Origin of the sequence: Fibrivirga algicola, from assembly GCF_011742925.1 — a bacterium.
GTDB lineage: Bacteria > Bacteroidota > Bacteroidia > Cytophagales > Spirosomataceae > Fibrella > Fibrella algicola.
The window spans coordinates 132771-150673 of the sequence record NZ_WAEL01000005.1; the positions used below are offsets into that span (position 1 = coordinate 132771).

Here is a 17903-nt window from a genome sequence, read left to right on the forward strand (position 1 = left end):
TTACTGGTTCAACAGATCCTGATTGATAAAAATCAGGTTTTCGTGCTTCATGTCGAAGCTGAAGTTGTACTGGCTGGTGGCCTTGAAAACTGCTGCCGAACTGCCCATCTGCATATGATCGTGTACCTCTACAAGCAGCATACGTACCTGGGGAAGCCATGATTCGTAGTTAGTGGAGAAGATCTCCTTCTCAGAGCCTTCAATGTCTACCTTCAGTAAATCGATGATCGGCCAGTTTTGCTGCTGCATGATACTGGCAATGCTAATAGCAGGAATCGCCCCTGGGTCTGTAGGCGTTGTTTCAACAACCTGAAAGGAGTTATTGGTGGCATCGCTGTTGATGATCGTCAGGTGACTATCCGTTGACCATACACCCGCGCAGTGAGCCTGGATATGCGGGTAATCGACGCAATTTTGGGTTAACTGCGCAAAATTAGCTTTGTCAGGTTCGACAGCTACGATCTGAGCATTGGGAAAACGGTGCGAGAAATAAACTGCCGACAGCCCAATGTTGGCACCGGCGTCAATGATGGTGCGCGGCTCGAAGGGGTAATTTAGTTTGTACTGATTTTGGATGAATACCTGATCGAAGGTATACAGGTCGGAGGTGTGGGGCCGCAGGTGAAACGTCGTGCCATAACGCCCCGACGATAACCGGCCACTTGGCTTCGTTTTGATGTGTGCGTACATACGAAGCCCATCGAGCCATCCAAACGTTTTCCGTAATCCAGTTAATCGTGATGCCATACCGGCAGGCAACGATAATTTTTTTATCCTGGTGTACACTGAAGTAGCTCCGTTACTGCCTGGACCAACTAGTTACCTTACGGTCAACGAAGTAGTGAGGTAAAGGTCCTTCAGGTAAGTAGCAGCCGATCGAATGGAAAACCGTTTCTCTGCCTGAAGTGATGAGGTTATAAATGATAAAGCCCCGATTCGTCGCAACGAATCGGGGCTTTAATACTGAGAAGCGTAGTCGCTTACTTGCCGTATTTCTTACGGAATTTGTCAATACGACCAGCGGTATCGAGCAGTACATTCTTACCCGTGTAGAATGGGTGCGACTGTGAGCTAACTTCGATTTTCACCAATGGGTACGTTTGACCTTCGAACTCCATCGTGTCTTTTGTCTGAACAGTTGAGCGAGTTACAAACTTGTAATCGGCCGACATGTCGTGGAATACCACATCGCGGTACTCTGGGTGAATGCCCTTTTTCATTGTATCTATCTGATTATCTGCCAAAATTCGGTTTCCGTCCGAAAAGGATTGCAAAAATACGGGCTTTTTCGCTGACACACAACACCTTCTGGTAACGAATTAGTGAATTAACCACACCCTAATATTAATCCCCTAAAACAGGTAAGGGTGCTGGGATTTCCGACTGTAAATCGGCTATTTTGATCAGTCTGTCAGGATAAGGCTCTTTGTGTTCGCCATTAGTCCTGTATAGTCAGTAGTTTTTATGGTATACTGGCTATAGTACTTTTCAGAGTAGCACCTTTTTTAGGCGTGCTACCCTATCGAGTAATGTAAGTCGTTTACGGTCAGTCATCAACAGATTAGTTGAGCATTTAGCCAAGTTTCATTTTTCGAAGGACTTGTTGATAGGGCGAATTTTTCGGCCAGTTTTGGGTTACCTTTAACAGTGGCTTAACACAGTTTTTAGTCATCACATGTTCCTGTATCGATCTAACTGTCAACACATTGCATCATAAATGATTAGCCGGTTATGGAAAGGTTTCTACTGACTTTTCCACAGCCAGTATGAATCGTAAAATCACGGTAAAACGCATATCTAACCCCAGCAACACCATGTATGTAATCAAGCGAGATGGCCATCGGGAGTCGGTCAAATTCGACAAGATCACCGCCCGTATTGAAAAATTGTGCTATGGCCTTGACCCGGCCTATGTACAACCCGTTGAAGTAGCCATGAAAGTGGTCAATGGGCTTTATGATGGCGTGAAAACCACTGAACTCGACAACCTGGCCGCAGAAACGGCTGCATCGTTGACGACCCGGCACCCTGATTACGCCATTCTGGCGGCACGCATTGCGATCTCCAATCTGCATAAAGAGACCAATAAGTCTTTCTCGGGTACCATCAAGCGGCTGTATAACTACATCGATCCCAAAACGGGTGAAAATGCGTCGCTGATTTCAAAAGAGGTATATGACATCGTTCGGGAGAACGCCGCCATCCTCGACTCAACGGTGATTTATGACCGCGATTACGGTTATGATTACTTCGGCTACAAAACGCTCGAGAAGTCGTACCTCCTGAAAATGGAAGGCCGTATCGCCGAGCGTCCGCAGCACATGCTCATGCGGGTAGCGGTTGGTATCCACATGGATGATATCGACGCGGCTATCGATACGTACAACCTGCTGAGCGAAAAGTGGTTTACCCACGCTACGCCAACACTGTTCAACGCCGGTACGCCAAAGCCGCAGATGAGTAGCTGTTTCCTGCTGACGATGAAAGACGACAGCATCGAAGGTATCTACGATACGTTGAAGCAAACGGCCAAAATCTCGCAATCGGCGGGTGGCATTGGTCTGAGCATCCATAACGTGCGGGCTACAGGTACGTATATCAAAGGCACCAACGGTACCTCGAATGGTATTGTGCCGATGCTGCGCGTATTCAACGACACTGCCCGGTACGTTGATCAGGGTGGTGGCAAGCGCAAAGGCTCATTTGCCGTTTACCTGGAGCCCTGGCATGCCGATATCTTCGACTTCCTGCAACTGAAGAAGAACCACGGTAAAGAAGAAAACCGCGCCCGCGACCTCTTCTACGCCCTCTGGACGCCCGATCTGTTCATGAAGCGGGTAGAAGACAACGACGTTTGGTCGCTGTTCTGCCCACACGAGTGCCCCGGTCTGTCTGATGCCTACGGCGACGAGTTCGAGGCGCTGTACACACGCTACGAGCGTGAGGGTCGCGCCCGCCGCACGGTGAAAGCACAGGACCTATGGTTTGAAGTGCTGGAAAGCCAGACGGAAACCGGTACGCCTTATATGCTCTATAAGGACGCCGCCAACCGGAAATCAAATCAGAAAAACCTTGGCACTATCAAGTCGAGTAACCTCTGCACCGAGATCATGGAATACACCTCGCCCGATGAAGTGGCGGTGTGTAACCTGGCCAGCATTGCCTTGCCCAAGTTCATTCTGAAAGGTGACGACGGCGTGTTGCGGTTCGACCATCAGAAACTATATGAGGTAACACGCACAGCCACGCGTAACCTGAACAAAATCATCGACCTCAACTACTACCCGGTTGAAGAAGCCCGTCGCTCGAATATGCGGCACCGGCCAATCGGTCTGGGTGTGCAGGGTCTGGCCGATGCCTTCATCATGCTCCGCATGCCGTTCGAATCGGACGAAGCGCGGCGGTTGAACGAAGATATCTTCGAAACGATCTATTACGGGGCTATGACTGCCTCGCTCGAACTGGCTAAGCAACATGGTCCGTACGAAACCTGGAAAGGCTCGCCGATTTCGCAAGGCCAATTCCAGTTCGATATGTGGGGTGTAACCCCGAAATCAGGTCGTTGGGACTGGAACGCACTGCGCACCGAAGTAATGGAGCACGGCGTACGGAACTCGCTGCTGCTGGCTCCGATGCCAACGGCGTCGACAAGCCAGATTCTGGGTAATAATGAGTGTTTCGAGCCGTATACGAGTAACATCTACACCCGCCGCGTATTGTCGGGCGAGTTCGTAGTGGTGAACAAGCACCTGCTGCGTGACCTGGTGAAGCTGGGCCTGTGGAACGAGAGCATGAAGAACAACCTGATCATCGCCAATGGGTCGGTGCAGGACATTCCGAATATTCCGCAACACCTGAAAGACCTCTACAAAACGGTTTGGGAGATCAAGCAGAAGCATATCATCGACATGGCCGCCGACCGGGGCGCGTACATTTGTCAGTCGCAGTCGCTGAACATCCATATTCAGGATGCCAATTTCGGTAAACTGACGTCGATGCACTTCTACGCCTGGCGTGCTGGCCTGAAAACGGGCATGTATTACCTGCGTACGAAAGCCGCCACCGATGCTGTGAAGTTCACCGTGGTGCAGCCACAAGCCGAGCCACAACTCGAGCCAGCCATGGCCGAAACCGCTCCTGTTGAAGTTCCGCTCGATTACGTAGGGTACGCCAAAGAGCACGCGGCGCAAAACCCACAGCAGGTCAGCGAAGCCGAACAAGCCTACGCCGCCATGATCTGCTCAATCGACAACAAAGACGATTGCGAAATGTGCGGATCTTGATTTTAAGGCTGAATATCAGCTATTTATAGCTCCCGGCTGTGTCTGACATGGCCGGGAGCGTTAGTAAACGGTAAAGCCGTATATTTCGCTTATGAAAGCTTCAACAGAACAGAAAAAGATCAGTTTGAAGGACGTTGTGGTAACGGAAAATCCTGAACTAGGTCGCATTTTTGGAGGCCGTGTTCTTTTTCCGGAGAAGAATGAACTGGCTAAGGAGCAAATTCGCAAGTACGGATTGCCCAAGGATATAGCTGCGCCGAAGCCCTTCCGAGGTTGAGAAACTATCGATATACGATCTGCTAAACGGTTATAAAGAGAACGCCCACCCAGTTTAGACCGGGTGGGCGTTCTCTTTATAACCGTTTAGCAGGGTTAGATTAATTGATCTGTAACTGGCTGCCCCATTGGGACACTGAGTGCTCCTGAATTCTACTTTATATCATTGCCTGCTACTTCATCGTCAACTTCACCACAACGGGTTGGTGGTCGGAGGGGTATCGTTGGTCTTTGGCGTCGGTGAGAACGGCGTAGGAGAGGACCTTGATGGGCTTGCTAACGAACACGTAGTCGATGCGATCTTTCAACGGTGCTTCGAATTTGAAGCCGTTGAACGTACCTACGGGGCCGTAGGGTGGCATGGCGGTTACCTGGTAGGAATCGTTTAGTAATGTCTGAATAGTCTTTACCTGCTCGGTGTCGGGGGTTGAGTTCAGGTCGCCGACACAGATGGTCAGGTCGTTTCCGGCGATCTCCTTCATTTTCTGTACCATCAGTTTACCCGACTCGCGGCGGGCTACTACGCCCTGATGGTCGAAGTGGACGCTGAAAAAGTAAAACGTCTTTTTGGTAGCCTTGTCCTTGAATTGTGCCCACGAGCAGATTCGGTTGCAGCAGGTCGCATCCCAACCTTTGCCAGGTACGCCGGGCGTTTCGCTCAGCCAGAAATCACCTGATTTGAGCACGTCGAAGCGGTCTTTTTTGTAGAAGATGGCCGAATGTTCACCAGCCTCCTTTCCATCGTCGCGGCCTTTACCCAAAAAGGTGAACTCGTTCATTTCTGCCAGATCGACCAACTGCCCACGCAGGGCTTCCTGTACGCCAAACAGGTCAAAATCGTGGTAGCGAATCAGCGCTTTTACCATCTCTTTTCGGTTAGGCCAGGCATTTATACCATCGCCGGCCGTATTGTACCGAAGGTTATAGGACGCGACCGTGAGGGGGTCTTTTTTTTGGGCAAACGTTGAGTGTACAACCAGCAGGCTGCACAGACACAGTAATACGATTAGTCTCATAGTATGCGAAAGGAGGGAAGTCGCCAGAGCTAACTATTGGAACTGGGTACGTTGCCAGATAAGGCGCGTGTGGTCTGGCGTTGATGTATACCAATAGACAGCTACAGGGTAGCATCGCGGTAGGTTACAATTCCATGCCGCGGTGCAGGGAGACAGATTAGTGATGGCCGCCTCAGGAAATGGGCGCATAAAATAGGGCTGAAAATAACGTTTCAAACCTGTTTTATATCAAATGGGCCAAAAAGGGTTAATAATATTTAAAAAGTACAACTTATTTGTGTGGTTTACAGTTGCCTATACGGTGGGTTATAGTATACCCGCACGGATTGGTGGCCCGTTTAGGCGTTTACCTACCTCTCTGGATACCAATTCCAGCGCATACGCGCGGGTTCTCTCACTTAATACCAATCATGAATGGAGACATTTAGCAAGAAAGAAAAAGAAAAAGCAAGACAGAAGAAGAGAAAGGATAAAGAAGAAAAGCGGGAAGAGCGCAAAGCCAGTGCACAAAAAGGTCTAGGCCTTGATGACATGATGGCCTACGTTGACGAGAATGGAAACATTACCTCGACGCCGCCAGACCCTAATAAAAAGCGGCGGGTCATTGACCAGGCAGACATCCAGATTGGTGTGTCAAAGCAGGAAGATGCAGCCCCCGAAGATTTAGTCAGGAAGGGTATCGTTACCTTCTTTAATTCCTCGAAAGGCTACGGCTTTATTCGGGATCAGCAAAGCCAGGAAAGCATTTTTGTTCACATGAACGGCCTCATCGATGCCATCACGGAACAGGATAAAGTGACCTTCGAAATCACGAAGACCCCCAAGGGTCCGAATGCCGTTGAGGTCAGGAAGCAAGTAGCCTAAGGTAGCTCGTTGAGCTAGTCAGCAGCAGACCGCATGCGCCCGGTCGACAAGATTCGCGCAAAAATACGTTGACTAATCAGACAGGGTGACCTTACAGTCACCCATATTCATTTTATCATACGAATCATGAGCAAGCCAGTTTATACATCCATTCCGCCTACTACCGACAACGTCTACTGGATGCTCAAATTCTCGGACGGAAAAACCAGCATCTACGTTCCACGGGATAAGGAACTTGATCGTCAGTTGAAGATCAAATTTCAGGCCGAAGTTGCCGCCCGGACGTCGATTAAGCGGAAGCGCAATAGCTCAGCTTCATAACCTCTAGTCAGGTACGTTACTTATGCGAGGCATCTGCCGACTTTTTGGAGTCAGCAGATGCCTCGTGCTGTTTATGCCCATTGATGGGTAGCTTTTCGTTGCCTGCCTCCTCCTCGTCCAACTTCCGCTGGGCGTCGCGGATCGCCTCTTCTACCGAGTGGGTTTTGCGCAAATCACTGGCAGTTCGGGTCAGTTCAGCCAGGGTGTGGTAATGCTCGCGGAGGACTTCCAACTCCTGCTCCGATAGTTCTTCAACCGATACGAGCCGGTTACTAGCCCCTTTCGTCGCGGCAATTAATTCGTTGAGTTTCAGTTGCACGGCCATCGACTCCTTGTTTTGTGCTTTTTGGATCACAAATACCATCAGGAAGGTGATAATGGTTGTGCCGGTATTAATGACTAACTGCCAGGTTTCTGAGTAACGAAAGAAAGGTCCGGTAGCAGCCCAGATGATGATAACGGCAAAGGCCAGCAAAAAAGCGGTTGAACTGCCTGTAACACGGGTTATGTATAAGGCGAATCGCTCGAAGCGTTCAGCCATGCGTTCAGAAAAGGGTTGCTCCTGGTTCATGAAATTTCGCGTGAAATGGTTGTTGGTTATACAACACTAAATACGGCCTACCTCGGTAAGCGTGGGCCGTTAAAAACTACTTAAAAGGAGCGTCTGCTATTTATAGGGATAATTCGCGCCAGTTTACGCTGACGCGCGGTTTGCAATACGCAAAATTCCGGTGTTCCGGGGTGACTTATCAATAACAAGTCACTCCGGAACACCGGAATTTTACAGTTAATTTAAGCTATACGCTACTGGCGTACAGGACAGATCACATTACTCAGGCTGTAACCGGCTGCACGCGTTTAGCCTGCTTTCTCCGGTCCTGACGGGTGTAGATCAGGCCGTAAATGACGGGCAGGATCAGCAGCGACAGAATAGTGCTGGTAATGAAGCCGCCGATCATCACGGTAGCCAGTGGTTTCTGCGTTTCTGAGCCAATCCCCGTCGACAACGCTGCGGGTAACAAGCCAAGTGACGCCATGAGGGCAGTCATCATGATGGGTCGGACCAGGGCAATAGCACCTTCGCGGACAGCCTCCAGAATAGGCATCTTTCGGTGCTGGTTTTCCTTGAACCGGTTGATCAGGATCACGCCGTTTAGTACCGACACGCCAAAGAGACAGATAAAGCCAACCCCCGCCGAGATGCTGAAGTTAATGCCGGTCAGCCAGAGCGCCAGGAAGCCGCCAATCAGGGCGAAAGGTACGTTCAGGATTACCAGCGTGGCGTCGAGCGCACTGCCGAAGGTAAATAGCAGGATCAGGAAAATGACAGTGATCGAAATGGGGACTACCACCATCAGCGTGCGTTGAGCACGGGTCTGGTTCTCAAATTCACCCGCCCAGCGCATGCGGTAGCCATCGGGTAGCTTTACCTGGTCACCCACTGTTTTTTGTGCCTCGGCAATTGTGCTGCCCAGATCGCGACCGCGTACCGAGAACTTGATGGCAATGAACCGGGCACTATTCTCACGATAGACAAACGCAGGTCCCGACTTAGTGCTGATCTCTGAAATCTCTTTCAAGGGTACTTTAGCACCTGAGCGAGTTGGCACCAGCAGGTTTTCAATCAGTTCGGGCGAATACCGGAAGCGTTCATCGTACCGCACTTTGATGTCGTAGCGGCGTTCGCCTTCGAAGTACTGCGTCACGGTTTTACCACCAATGGCTGTCTCGATGACCGACTGTGCCACATCGGTAGGTACGTTATAAAGCGCCAGCTTCTGCGGATCGAGCGTGATCCGGAATTCGGGCTGCCCAAGATTCCGGAAAACACCCAGGTCTTCGACACCCCGGACTTTCTTCATTACGTTGAGCACCCGCGTGGCTTCTTTATCGAGCACGTTCAGGTCCTGGCCAATGATCTTGATCGCCATTGACCCTTTCACGCCCGATACGGCCTCTTCCACGTTGTCGGAAATGGGTTGCGAGAAGCCGAATGTGACACCCTTGAAACGGGCCAGTTTTTGCCGCATCTGCTCAATGATCTGGTCTTTGGTCAGGCCGCGCGTCCATTCTTCTTTGGGGTACAGATCCACGAAGAATTCGTTGTTGAAAAAACCGGTTGGGTCAGTACCATCGTTGGGCCGGCCGGTTTGCGAGATCACGCCACGCACCTCAGGAAATTCCTTGAAAATAGCCCGGAACTTGCGTGTGTAGGCGTAACTCTCGTCGAGCGATACCGAGTAGGGCAGGCTGGCCCGCACGTAGATCGATCCTTCATTAAGGCCAGGTAAGAATTCGGAACCCACGCGCGCGGCAAAGATGTAGCCCGAGATAGCCAGTGCGGCGAGGGCAATGCCAATGATGGCTTTGGGTTTCTGAATGGCCCAATCCAGCGCAGGTACGTAGCCCTTCTCGATCCCCTGTACGATGGGGTTGTGCCGTTCGCGGACGTTCTTTTTCAGCAGCAGCGAACAAAGCAGCGGAATCAGCGTGAGGCTAACGATCAGGGCACCAAGCAGGGCAAAACCGATTGTCCAGGCCAGCGGGCTAAACAGTTTACCCTCTACTTTCTGGAAGGCGAAAATGGGCAGCAGGGCCGTAATGATGATGATCTTAGCCGTGAAGATCGACTTACCTACCTCCGTTGCCGAGGAGGCGATCCAGCTTAGTTTGGCGCGTTTGTTAAACTGCATCATACCCAACTGATCGGCGCGGTGGGCCAGCATTACAAATAGTCCTTCCACCATAATCACGGCGCCATCGATGATAATACCGAAGTCGAGGGCACCTATGCTGAGCAAGTTAACCGTCATGCCGCGCAAGCGCAGGCAGATGAACGCAAACAGCAGCGACAGCGGAATTACGATGGCCACCATCAGCGTCGTGCGCCAGTCGGCCAGGAAGAGTAGGAGAATTACCGTCACCAGGAAAATACCCAGGAATACGTTCTCGCCCACCGTGTGCATGGTGTAGTTGTTCAGCGTCGTGCGGTCGTAGAACGTCTTGATCTTGACGTCTTTAGGCAGGATCTGGTTGTTCAACTCGTCAATCTTTGCTTTCAGAGCGGGGATTACCTCGTTGGGGTTCTCGCCTTTCCGCATCACCACGATACACTCCACTACGTCGTCTTTCTTGTCGCGCCCCACGATACCGAGCCGGGGCTGGAACGATTCGCGGACGGTAGCCACATCACGTACCCGGACAGGCGCACCGTTCACATTGTCGATGATGATACCGGCCACGTCTTCGGGCTTGGTCAGCAGACCAATACCCCGCACAACCAGGGCCTGGTTGCCCTGCTTAATGACGTCGCCGCCCACGTTGACGTTGCTCTGGTGAATGGCCTGATCTACGTCGACAGCCGTGAAGCCGTAGTTCGCCAGTAGCGTCGGGTTCAGGCTTACCTCGATCGTTTTTACCTTGCCCCCAAAGCTCACCACGTCGGCAATACCCGGCACTGATTTGATCTGCCGCTCAATCACCCAGTCCTGAATGGATTTCAGCTCGGTGATGTCTTTCGTTTTGCTTTCCAGCGTGAAGCGGTAAATCTCGCCGGTAGGGCCGTAAGGTGGCTGAATTTCGGCCTGTACACCTTCGGGCAAATCAACGCCGGCGATGCGATTGGCTACGTTGGTCTGCGCCGTGAAGTTATCCACCCCATCGTCGAAGATCATCGTGACTACCGACAGGCCAAACAGCGATACTGACCGGAGCGTAGTTTTCTTGGGTACTGAATTCAATTCTGTCTCCAGCGGAATGGTCACGTAGCGTTCCACCTCCTCGGCTGACCGACCCGGCCATTGCGTGATGACAATGGTGTTGGTATTTGTTACATCAGGAAACGTCTCAACGGGCGTATCCATAAAAGAGACCACGCCGCCCACAATGATGAGCAGGATGCCGAAGAACACGGCGAACCGGTTCGTGAGGGCAAACGTGATTATACTGCGAATGAACTTGTTCATGGTATTATGGAGCGACCGGTTCGCTCTGGTCCGGTTGCTATATCTAGTCTGTTAAATCATTGTATAACAGCAAGCTGCCTTCCGTAACGACGGTATCGCCGGGTCGGATATTCCCCTCGACAAAGGCGTAGCGGGTGGTGTTCTTCTCAACTTTCACCTCCCTGACGGCATACTTATCTTTACCCGTCTGTACGACCACATAGTAATGATCGCGGTCGAAAACGACGGCTTTTTGTGGTACGGCGAGTGCATTGCCAACTGTGCCGCCGCCATTGTTGCCTACATGCACATGGATAGTTGCGAACATGTCGGGCTTAAGCAAACCCTCTTTGTTATCGAGTACAATCCGCACTTTCAACACCCGGGCCTGCTCGTCGAGCACGTTGCTGATATTATCTACATGACCGCGGAAGGTACGGTCGGGGTAGGCCAGGAGTTGAACATCGACCGCTTCGCCCTGCCTGATCTGCGGGATGTCCTGCTCGTACACGTTCGCCATGACCCAGATACGCTGCAGGCTTGAAATGGTGTAGAGCGGGCTCTGGTTATCGGAGCGAAGGTCCTGGCCTGTGTTCACATTTTTCTCGACGATATAGCCCGAAATCGGTGCTTTCACTGTGAAGTAAGGTTGCCCGGTGTTAGCGTTCGCGCCGCCGTATACCCGTAGTACGTTCGTTGACCGGCCTAGTTCTTCCTGCGCTTTTTTCAGATTATTGCGCGCCGTAAGCATATCGGTTTGCGAGGCGAATCCCGCTTTATATTGGGCTTCAGTATTCTTGACCGCCTGTTGCGCCACTTCAAGGTCTGCTTTATCGGCCTGATAATTATTGACATAATTAGAGATGTCGCCCGAGCGGATCACGGCCAGGTCCTGGCCCTTCTTTACATAAACACCTAGGGTCACATTGGCCTTTTCGACGTTGCCCGAGACAAGCGGAAACACACGGACCACGTTATCCTGATCAAAGGTGACGGTGCCGTTAAGGACCAGTTCGTTTTCGGGATTCATGCGCCGCACCGAGTCGGTGAGGTAGCTGGCTGTTGAGTCGGCATCGGACGTAGGTACGTTGCTGGCGGTTGACTCTTTGTTCCCGCAGGCAGCCAACAGGCAAACGGCAAGGAAAGGGAGAATTGCGTGGATTGCTTTCATGGTAGTGTTTACCCTTACTCCCAATCTCTCTACCAGTGCGGGAGAGGGGCGTTGCTCTACGGCAGCTCCACTATCCAGCAGGGCTATGCCAAAGCAGTTCCCCTCTTCCACGTTAGGGGAGAGGTTGGAGATGAGGAGTTTAGAAGAATTTTGTATTTGTGACGAAATCGAGCTGTTGCTGGCTCTGGAAGACGTTATTGAGCAGGTTGATGTGGTTGAGCTGCGCCTGTTGATAGGTACGTATCTTGTCGAGATAGTCGAGAAGCCCGATAGTACGGGCGTTATACGCCTTCGACGCTTCAACGCCGATGTTCTGAATGCGATCGAGGTAACCGGATGGCCGGCTATTTACCTGTTCGTAATAGGCGTTCAGCACGTCATAAGTGGTTAGTACATCACTTTGCACAATGGCCTGCGCATTTTCGAGGCCTGCCCCAGCGCTCTTGGCGGTTAGCTCGGCCGCGCGAATAGCCCCCTGATTGCGGTTCCGAACAGGCAGGTCTATGCTAGCCTGTAGCCCAATGAAATTGGTATAGGCATTACCGTAGCGTTCATAGAGTAACCCGGTTGTCAGGTCGGGGGTACGGCGGGCACGTTCGAGGCTCAGGCTCCGCTGGGCGTTGGCAATCTGCTCCTGAGTCAGGGCCAGGTCGGGGCGGTTGGTCAAGGCCGAATCAAGGGCGACGGTCAGGGCCGGTGGCGGCGTGGTTTGGAGGGGTAATGAGGTGGGAAAAATAAAGGTCGGGCTGGCCTGCCGGAGTAAAATGCGCAGTGTTGCCTGTTCATCGGCGATCTGGTTCTTGTAGTTGGCAATGTTGGCCTGCAAATCCCGGTTAGCAACATCCAGCCGGGTCACTTCATACTGAGCTGCCCCTCCGGTCTGCAAGGCAATCCGTGTAGACTCGACCAGTCGCTGCTGCCGGGACAGCTCATCCTGAAAGAGTCTCAGCGCCTGCAAGTCGAAATACAGGTTGGCGTAGGTGGTATATAGCTGATAACGCAGCGACCGCAGCACATCGCGAAAGGCAATCTGCGATAATGTCCGGTTGCTTTCGGCCAGTGCCACCAACTTTGAGCGTTTGCCCGCCAGTGTGATTACCTGCTGTAGCTGTAGCGCAAAATAACCACTATTGAAGGTTTGCTGTTGCAAGTCGGCCTGCGAGGGCGTTCCGAGCGGCAACACCTTACCCGTGTTAGGGTTGTAGAGGTTGGTCTGAAACCAGAGGTTTGGGTTGGGGCGCAAACCGGCCTGGGTAATCGCCGCACCCGCAATATCGATCTGATACTTTTGTGCCAGCAACTGATAGTTACGGGCTAGTACCTGCTGCTCCAGATCGGGCAGACTAATGCGAAGTGTGTCGGTAACAGACGGACTGATAGGGGTAGTAGGTGCCTGTGGCTGTGTGCGCCCAGACAACGAGGAGAAAAGGAGTAGTGCCAGCAATGAGTACTTCCAATTGCTTATACGAACTCCAACCAAGCGATTCATAAAAATTACTAGTCTATGATGTGTGCGACAGACAGCGCACGAGTTATGCCCTGACTGCGGCTGCAAGTAGCTGCCACCTCGTTAATGTGTCGTTAAACGGGCGTTAAGAGCTTCTTAAACAAAATGAGGATTTCGTTTAGACCGTTTTAACGGTTCGTTCACCCCTCTTTAATCTAAGGCCAATACCTTCAGCGCACTGACTTTTACTTAGTTTATTCATGCACAGCACCCCTACCGTTTGCCGCTATATATGCTTATTTGCCGTTCTGCTACTTGGTAGCGTAAGCCCCGATGTATACGCTCAGAAAGACAACAATAACAATTACCTCGACTCCTCGCAGGCCTGGAGTTTACACTACCAGTTTACCACCATTGCGCAGGGGCATACCGGCTTTACTGGAGCTGGGTACGTGGGGCGTAATACGCTGAGTGCTTTGCCTGATACTGCTCTGTCTGTTACTACGACGTTGTTTGTAGGCCGTAAGTTGTGGAAAGGCGGAGCCGTTTATTTAAATCCTGAAATCGCGGGTGGGTTAGGCATTGGGCGGCGCGACCCACTGGAGCCTTATAACGAAGACTTGTATAGTCCGGCGGTGGGAATTGCTGGTTTCCCCAACGGCGAGAGCTTCCGGATCGGGAGCCCGAAGCCGGCTGTATACATTGCGCGTTTTTATGTGGAACAGGTATTTGCGCTGGGCGGCGCGCAACCAGAAGAAATCCAATCGGAGGCGAACCATGTAAAGCAACGCCGCCCCGACTCACGAGTGGTTATTACGGCCGGTAAGTTCTCGGTAGCCGATATTTTCGACAACAACAGCTTCTCGCACGATCCCAGAACGCAGTTTTTCAACTGGTCACTGATGAGCTACGGGGCCTGGGATTACCCCGCCAACACACGCGGCTACACCTGGGGACTGGCGCTCGAATATGTGCGGCCAGCCTACGAACTCAGAATTGCTTATAACCTGATGCCCCGCACCGCCAATGGCAATGTGCTTGACTGGACCATTAATCAATCGGGTGGGTTGACGGTTGAGTTGGAAAGCCGCTACCGGGTGCTTACCCGGCCGGGTACCGTCCGGTTATTGGCTTTCCGCAACGCATCGAAAGCACCGACCTACCAGTTGGCAACGCAACGCGTGTTAAGCGGTACTGACAATCCGGACCGGCCTTTTGTTCTGCATGGTGAACAATATGGCGGTATTAAATATGGCTTTGGCGTAAGTCTGGAGCAGCCTTTTGCCCGCAATAGCGGTCTATTCGCCCGGGCTAGCTGGAACGATGGCAAAACAGCTACGTGGGCATTCACCGAGATTGACCGCAGTGTCTCGGTTGGGCTGTTTATGGCCGGAGCCCACTGGGGGCGGCCGGAAGATGCCATTGGCCTGGCCGGTGTGATGAATGGTCTTTCACCCGACCACGCTGCGTTTCTGAACGCTGGCGGTACCGGATTCATGATCGGTGATGGGCGGCTGCCAAATTACAAGACAGAGCAGATTCTGGAAGCATTCTATAAAACCCGTCTTACGCGTGCGCTTTTCCTGACCGCCGATTACCAACGCATTGGTAACCCGGCTTATAACGGTGATCGTGGCCCGGTCAATGTCTTCTCACTACGTACCCATGTCGAGTTTTAGCGGAGGTGTGTAGCGGTACAGACGTTCAGCTATATATAAAAAATGCCCAACCGTTGCTGGTTGGGCATTTCTGATCGTGAAAACCGATCGAATTCTAAATCGCTTCTGATGTGATTTTGGCACCCAGGTACTCGCGGTTCAGGCGGGCAATGTGATCGAGCGAAATCTCTTTCGGACATTCAACTGAGCAGGCGCCGGTAAACGAACAGGCTCCAAATCCTTCAGCGTCCATCTGCGCTACCATGCGTTCGGCACGTAGGCTGGCTTCGGCTTTACCTTGTGGCAATACGGCCAGGTGAGACACCTTAGCCGCTACGAACAGCATAGCCGATGCATTTTTGCAGGCTGCTACGCAGGCACCGCAACCAATGCACTGAGCGGCATCCATCGCCTCATCAGCAACGGGGCGGGGAATCAACGTTTCGTTGGCATCGCGGGCCGAACCGGTGTTGACCGATACGTACCCACCCGCCTGCACGATCCGGTCGAACGCCGAACGGTCGACCATTACGTCTTTGATAACGGGGAATGCCCGGGCCCGCCAAGGTTCAACCACGATGGTGTCACCATCGCTGAACGAACGCATGTGCAGCTGGCAGGTAGTAGCCCCCGTTTGCGGACCATGCGCCCGGCCGTTGATGTACATCGAGCACATACCGCAGATACCCTCGCGGCAGTCGTGGTCGAAGGCAATAATTTCTTCGCCTTTCATGGTCAACTCGCCGTTCAGCACGTCGATCATTTCCAGAAAAGACATATCAGGTGATATGTTGTCGAGTTGATAGTCAACGAGTTTGCCCTGTGCGTTCCCGTTGCGCTGTCTCCAGACTTTGAGGTTAACTTTCATGATGTATAGTCGAAAAAAGTGCCGTGTTCCAAGTCTGGAAAGCCAGTTTCAGTTGAAGACTTTTTCATACTAAAACGACTTTCCAGACTTGGCGCTCTGTACCTGGCACTCTTGTTATTTATAACTACGCTGGGTAAGTTTGACGTTTTCGAACACGAGTTCTTCCTTGTGCAATACCTCAGGTACGTTGTCGCCTTTGTACTCCCAGGCAGATACGTACGTGAAGTTGGCGTCATCGCGGAGGGCCTCACCATCTGGCGTCTGGTATTCTTCCCGGAAGTGACCACCACACGATTCCTCACGGGCCAGCGCATCATCAACCATCAGTTCACCAAGCTCAATGAAGTCGGCCACCCGTCCGGCATGTTCGAGCGACTGGTTCATCTCTTCATTTTCGCCCATTACCCGAACGTTTGTCCAGAAGTCGGCTTTCAACTCCTGGATCATCTTCTTGGCTTTGGTAAGCCCTTCAGCGTTCCGGGCCATCCCGCAGTATTCCCACATGATGTGACCCAGTGCTTTGTGGTATGCGTCAACGGGCTTGTCACCTTTAATGGTCAGGAACCGGTCGATCATGTGCTTCACGTTCGCTTCGGCCTCTTTAAAGGCAGGGTTATCAACCGATACCTTATCGGCGGGACCAATCGTGGCGAGGTAGTCACCCAGGGTGTACGGAATCACGAAATAACCGTCGGCGAGACCTTGCATCAGCGCAGAGGCACCCAGACGGTTGGCTCCGTGATCCGAGAAGTTAGCTTCGCCCAGCGCGTACAGGCCAGGAATCGACGTCATCAGGTTATAATCAACCCACAGGCCACCCATTGTATAGTGAACGGCAGGGTAGATCATCATCGGTGTTTCGTACGGGTTGTCATCGACGATCTTTTCGTACATCTCAAACAGGTTACCGTATTTGGCTTCGATGGTCTTCTTGCCGTCACGCTTGATGGCATCCGAGAAGTCGAGGTAAACGGCCAGTCCTGTTGAGGCCACGCCACGACCTTCGTCGCACATGTTTTTCGCGTTGCGTGACGCTACGTCGCGGGGAACCAGGTTACCGAATGCCGGGTAGCGACGCTCCAGGAAGTAGTCGCGATCTTCCTCTTTCAGGTCAGTTGCTTTCAGCTGGCCTTTCCGGATCTTCTCGGCGTCTTCTTTGGTTTTTGGTACCCAAACACGCCCATCGTTCCGCAGTGATTCCGACATGAGCGTCAGTTTCGACTGGTAGTCACCTTTTACGGGAATACACGTTGGGTGAATCTGCGTGAAGCAGGGGTTGGCCATCAAGGCTCCTTTCTTGTGTGCCCGCCAGGCAGCTGTCACGTTCGAGTTCATGGCGTTGGTGCTCAGGTAGAACACGTTGCCATAACCACCCGTACATAGCAGCACGGCATGAGCCGAGTGCGACTCAATTTTACCCGTTACCAGGTTACGTACGACAATACCACGGGCTTTGCCGTCCTGAACCACCACGTCGAGCATTTCGGTGCGGGGGTACATTTTTACTTTGCCGTTGGCAATCTGCCGGCTCAGGGCCGAATAGGCACCCAGCAACAGTTGCTGACCGGTCTGGCCCCGTGCGTAGAACGTGCGTGATACCTGCGCGCCACCGAATGACCGGTTGGCCAGCAGACCGCCGTACTCCCGGGCAAATGGAACGCCCTGGGCTACGCACTGATCAATGATATTTACACTCACTTCGGCCAGGCGATACACGTTTCCTTCACGGGCCCGGTAATCACCTCCCTTAATGGTGTCGTAGAACAGACGGAACACGGAGTCGCCGTCATTTTGATAGTTTTTGGCTGCGTTGATACCACCCTGCGCCGCAATGCTGTGCGCCCGGCGGGGGCTATCCTGGAAACAGAACGCTTTCACGTTGTAGCCGAGCTCGGCCAATGAAGCAGCCGCAGATGCGCCCGCCAAACCGGTACCTACTACAATGACGTCATACTTGCGTTTGTTGGCTGGGTTTACCAGCTTCAGACCAAACTTGTGGCGTGACCATTTTTCTGCTAATGGCCCTTCCGGGATTTTTGACTCTAATTTCATAGA

Annotated in this window: 14 protein-coding genes; 5 read left to right on the forward strand and 9 right to left on the reverse strand. The window is 52.2% G+C overall.

Features of this window, described 5'->3' with window-relative positions; genetic code table 11:
- A complete protein-coding gene (locus F7231_RS14670; RefSeq protein ID WP_166692444.1) occupies positions 1-747 on the reverse strand; it encodes an FkbM family methyltransferase in 747 nt (248 codons plus the stop codon).
- A gap of 233 nt (positions 748-980) precedes the next feature.
- The gene (locus F7231_RS14675; protein ID WP_085411487.1) at positions 981-1220 is read right to left on the reverse strand and encodes a type B 50S ribosomal protein L31; all 240 of its coding nucleotides are present in this window, start codon (positions 1218-1220) and stop codon (positions 981-983) included.
- Between the two features lie 594 nt (positions 1221-1814).
- Between F7231_RS14675 and F7231_RS14680 the strand changes: the two genes are divergently transcribed.
- Both F7231_RS14680 and F7231_RS14685 read left to right on the forward strand, forming a co-directional pair.
- Entirely contained in the window at positions 1815-4283 is a 2469-nt protein-coding gene (locus F7231_RS14680; RefSeq protein WP_085415025.1) for a ribonucleoside-diphosphate reductase subunit alpha, read from the forward strand.
- 91 nt (positions 4284-4374) lie between these two features.
- Positions 4375-4560 carry a hypothetical protein gene (locus F7231_RS14685; RefSeq protein WP_166692445.1) on the forward strand — a complete coding sequence of 62 codons (186 nt, stop codon included), beginning with the start codon at positions 4375-4377 and terminating at the stop codon, positions 4558-4560.
- Positions 4561-4732: 172 nt separating this feature from the next.
- Here the strand turns inward: F7231_RS14685 and F7231_RS14690 are convergent, their stop codons facing one another.
- Positions 4733-5575 carry an endonuclease/exonuclease/phosphatase family protein gene (locus tag F7231_RS14690; protein WP_166692446.1) on the reverse strand — a complete coding sequence of 281 codons (843 nt, stop codon included), beginning with the start codon at positions 5573-5575 and terminating at the stop codon, positions 4733-4735.
- A gap of 414 nt (positions 5576-5989) precedes the next feature.
- Between F7231_RS14690 and F7231_RS14695 the strand changes: the two genes are divergently transcribed.
- Complete coding sequence (locus F7231_RS14695; RefSeq protein ID WP_085411484.1) at positions 5990-6439, forward strand: cold-shock protein; 450 nt, start codon at positions 5990-5992, stop codon at positions 6437-6439.
- Between the two features lie 126 nt (positions 6440-6565).
- Positions 6566-6760 (forward strand): hypothetical protein, encoded by a 195-nt coding sequence (locus F7231_RS14700; RefSeq protein ID WP_085411483.1) that lies wholly within the window; start codon positions 6566-6568, stop codon positions 6758-6760.
- Positions 6761-6776: 16 nt separating this feature from the next.
- Here the strand turns inward: F7231_RS14700 and F7231_RS14705 are convergent, their stop codons facing one another.
- The 4 genes from F7231_RS14705 to F7231_RS14720 all read right to left on the reverse strand — a co-directional run bounded on the left by F7231_RS14705 (position 6777) and on the right by F7231_RS14720 (position 13364).
- The gene (locus F7231_RS14705; protein ID WP_157510560.1) at positions 6777-7301 is read right to left on the reverse strand and encodes a low affinity iron permease family protein; all 525 of its coding nucleotides are present in this window, start codon (positions 7299-7301) and stop codon (positions 6777-6779) included.
- Positions 7302-7593: 292 nt separating this feature from the next.
- Positions 7594-10725 carry an efflux RND transporter permease subunit gene (locus tag F7231_RS14710; RefSeq protein WP_085411481.1) on the reverse strand — a complete coding sequence of 1044 codons (3132 nt, stop codon included), beginning with the start codon at positions 10723-10725 and terminating at the stop codon, positions 7594-7596.
- Between the two features lie 43 nt (positions 10726-10768).
- Positions 10769-11875: an efflux RND transporter periplasmic adaptor subunit gene (locus F7231_RS14715; protein ID WP_085411480.1), complete on the reverse strand. Its 1107-nt coding sequence runs from the start codon at positions 11873-11875 to the stop codon at positions 10769-10771.
- Positions 11876-12014: 139 nt separating this feature from the next.
- Positions 12015-13364, reverse strand: a complete 1350-nt coding sequence (locus F7231_RS14720) for a TolC family protein (RefSeq protein ID WP_166692447.1) — start codon at positions 13362-13364, stop codon at positions 12015-12017.
- 218 nt (positions 13365-13582) lie between these two features.
- Here F7231_RS14720 and F7231_RS14725 point away from each other — a divergent pair, with 218 nt between their 5' ends.
- Positions 13583-15001, forward strand: coding sequence for a carbohydrate porin (locus tag F7231_RS14725; RefSeq protein WP_166692448.1), 1419 nt, complete (start codon positions 13583-13585; stop codon positions 14999-15001).
- A gap of 94 nt (positions 15002-15095) precedes the next feature.
- On the opposite strand, the gene F7231_RS14730 is transcribed toward F7231_RS14725, so the two are convergent.
- Positions 15096-15848 carry a succinate dehydrogenase/fumarate reductase iron-sulfur subunit gene (locus F7231_RS14730; protein WP_085411477.1) on the reverse strand — a complete coding sequence of 251 codons (753 nt, stop codon included), beginning with the start codon at positions 15846-15848 and terminating at the stop codon, positions 15096-15098.
- Positions 15849-15962: 114 nt separating this feature from the next.
- Entirely contained in the window at positions 15963-17900 is a 1938-nt protein-coding gene (locus tag F7231_RS14735) for a fumarate reductase/succinate dehydrogenase flavoprotein subunit (protein ID WP_085411476.1), read from the reverse strand.
- Positions 17901-17903 lie beyond the last annotated feature (3 nt).